Genomic DNA, 3,247 nt, shown 5'->3' with positions numbered 1-3,247 from the left:
TCACTCTTCAACAATTTGAGTTAAACTTTTGTCCTCCAAAGATGTGTCAACCTGCCCTGAATCTTTTCAACAACTTAGTTTGTTTGATTGATGGTCGGGGAGGATATTAACCAGACACTATACACTATAAATAATAAATTGAGTCTTTTTTTAAAAAAACCTAGACAATTCTATTTTAACAAGTTTAAAATAAGATAGTTTAATTAATTCTCTAAATTAGTTTTCAAAAAAACTTATACTGTAGATGATTGCTGGAGGAAACATAAAAGATATGGATATGGAAGCCCTGAGAGAACGTGCGGGGCTTACCCGTGCAGAAGTAGCAGATCGACTAGGAATAAGCGAAACCAGTGTTCGTAACTGGGAAACGGGGCGTACAGAACCAACAATGACTCCCCAAAAGTACCTAGAAATTCTGGATATTTTAAAATGTACTCCAGAAGAATTAGCAGTAGCTAGTGACAAGTCCATTAGTCAACGCCACAAGCGCAAACCAGGTAGACCAAGAAAAATGATCGACAATAATAATGGAGCAAGTGAGGTAAAAAGTGCAGAATCAGCAACTGGCCATTAATGAAATTGGTGATTAAAAAATCAGCAAGTGATCGGCACAAATTTTAATTTTGCCTTGAGTAAAGTATGATTTCAGTGAAAGTGCAGGAGTGAAAATTTTGAATAAGCTCGGTCTATTTAAGAAAAAATCTCCAGATGAACCGAAATTGTCAGTAGATGACATTCCAGAAGCTGTAAGAGATGAATACGAAAGTCCAAAACAGCAACCTATTCAGTCTCAGAAAAAATGGCAGATTTGGAAATTATTAGGTATAGGGGCGATCGCTCTGATAATTAGTATTGCCTTGCACTTCCAACTTCATCAAACTCAAGACAAAGCTTTTGTTAGCCAAATCAAACAAAATTTAGGTATAAAATTAGTTGAACCATCTCCAACTCCTACAGTAGTAACTCCCTCACCATCTCCAACTCCTTCTATTGAGCAGAAAGAAAATATTCTTGGACATTTGCCATATAAAGAGGCAACTTGGCAGGAACTAACACCAGTTTTTGGTAATCAAAATGTCAGACTCCGCTCAAATGCAGCAGAAAGATTTAATGCTATGACAGATGCAGCTTGGGCGACAAATATTAATTTAGTTCCTATTTCCGGGTTTAGAACTTTGGCAGATCAAGAGTATTTGTTTTTTGAGCTAAAGGCAAAGCGAGGACAGGCAACATATCAACGAGCCGAAGTTAGTGCCCCTCCCGGTTATAGTGAACATCATACAGGCTATGCCATTGATATTGGAGATGCTAGAGTACCAGATAGTTATCTCAAAGTTAGTTTTGAAAATACAAAAGCTTTCCAATGGTTGCAAGAAAATGCAGGTAACTATGGTTTTGAGTTATCGTTTCCGAGAGATAATCCTCAAGGCATTAGTTATGAACCCTGGCATTGGCGCTTTGTAGGTGATAGTCATAGTTCAGAAACTTTTGAACAAGCTAGGTCACTTGAACAAGATCGACAAACTGAGAATCAGGATTTAAGTAATCTTGAGAATTAAGTAATATCAAAACTTCCTGTCAGAAAGTTGCTTGAAAACTTGATCGCCAGACTCAACTTCTGGCAACTTTAAGCGTTGGTAAAGTGCGTGTATGATATTCATCTTAATTCTTTAGGAGTCAACCCACCCGCGCGCCCCTCCCTGGAGGGGAAGTCAGTCGGACTTCCTTAGGAGGGAAGAAATAATCAGAAACCCCGAATAGAAGGAGAAAGTTTTTTGGTCGCGTAAAGGTCACGGAGTTCTATCGCGCTCTTATCCGGACATGATATCATACCTCTTTTCACCAACGCCCAACTTTAAATCATCCTTTAAATTAATTTATCAAGAAATATTGATTTATTTTAAATTTTTGGGCGTTGGTGAATCAAGCGATGAAAGCTAAATTTATAAGGTATAAAATGCTTTTTAATTAGTATTTAGGCGATTGCCATTTAAAAAAATCATAGCCAAAATCACCAACGCCAATTTTTGTTCATAATCAGTTATTAGCAAATAATTTTGAGCTAAAACTTAATTTATAGCACTACGCAAATACCTTAGGACGTTTATATAGTAATAAGCGCTGGTATATTTGCAAATTGCAGGAAGGGCAAAATAGCTAAAATCTTATATGATCGGCAATTTATTCCCCCTTCCGGAGCTGTTGCCTGTTGCCTGCGCACAGCGCTATAAATGCTCAAACGAGCGTCAGGGATTACTTCTGACTTTTATACGGGCGTTTTGATCCGCAACATGTAAAGCAGCAGCTCTACGTTAGCAAATGGCCATTAGCTAGCGCACAACTACATTAACGCCCCTACTAACTTCTGTACGTCGCCAATCCGACGGCTCCCCTATGCGCGTAGCGCTGTAAACGGTTCTCTTAGTGGTCTGTCAGCTTTGAATTGATGGGTTGAGACGAGCAGGGGGAGCAGAAAGGATAGAGACTGCAGAGGAAAATTAACCCATCAAAACTAACTTTACAAAATACTAGCGGGCAGGTTCCGGATATTCTCTTCAACTTCAGAAAATATAACTATCCTGAGTTCGGACTGTCGGTTGATAGAAACTTGAGCTTCTATCGATCTCAAAAATGCGGTTGGCTTGACTGTAAATTTCTATGGACAAGATACCGCTGACAGCATCGGTTGCAGCAGGAAGTAAGCATTAAAAATTCACTTGATGTGAAGCTTTATATCAGTTTTATGGAACAGTAAATCATGCTGAGTAATTTGCAAAAAAGAACAGCCCAAGCTATCATCAATATCTTTGAAACTAGCAGGGTTGTGGGAGATTATTCTTTAGTTGTTTGTGCTCCAGGAGACCCTGGTGGATTAACCTATGGAAAATCCCAGACCACGATCAATAGTGGTAATCTCTACTTGTTAATCAAAGCTTATACAGAAGCAGATGGAGCAAAGTTTGCTGATGAATTGTCTCCCTATCTAAAAAGTTTAAAACAACAGGATAGAACTCTCTGTGACGATAGAAATTTACATAGAATTTTGCGTCAAGCAGGCAAACAAGACGATGTGATGATAGACACACAAGATGCTTTCTTTGATCGGGTTTATTGGACTTCTGCGATTAACCGAGCGACTTCACTTGGTATTGAAACTGCTTTAGGGACTGCAGTTGTTTTAAACTTTTTAGATAGGGAGACAATTCATCAGCAAACTTTGCTCCATCTGCTTCTGTATAAGCTTTGA

General features: G+C 38.6%; 3 protein-coding genes. All 3 read left to right on the top strand.

Annotated features, from left to right (window positions below; genetic code table 11):
- The first annotated feature begins 271 nt into the window (after window positions 1–271).
- The 3 genes from F6K13_RS25125 to F6K13_RS25115 all read left to right on the top strand — a co-directional run bounded on the left by F6K13_RS25125 (window position 272) and on the right by F6K13_RS25115 (window position 3,247).
- On the top strand, window positions 272–574 hold the full coding sequence (locus tag F6K13_RS25125) for a DNA-binding transcriptional regulator (protein WP_124144248.1): 303 nt from the start codon (window positions 272–274) through the stop codon (window positions 572–574).
- An 88-nt stretch (window positions 575–662) separates the two neighbouring features.
- Window positions 663–1,559 (top strand): D-alanyl-D-alanine carboxypeptidase family protein, encoded by an 897-nt coding sequence (locus F6K13_RS25120; protein ID WP_192901089.1) that lies wholly within the window; start codon window positions 663–665, stop codon window positions 1,557–1,559.
- Between the two features lie 1,199 nt (window positions 1,560–2,758).
- Entirely contained in the window at window positions 2,759–3,247 is a 489-nt protein-coding gene (locus F6K13_RS25115; protein ID WP_287288721.1) for a chitosanase, read from the top strand.

The sequence above is a fragment of the Okeania sp. SIO2B9 genome, from assembly GCF_010672505.1.
Taxonomy (GTDB): domain Bacteria; phylum Cyanobacteriota; class Cyanobacteriia; order Cyanobacteriales; family Microcoleaceae; genus Okeania; species Okeania hirsuta.
Note: the sequence above shows the minus strand (reverse complement) of the source record. Positions and strands in the feature narration are given on the sequence as shown.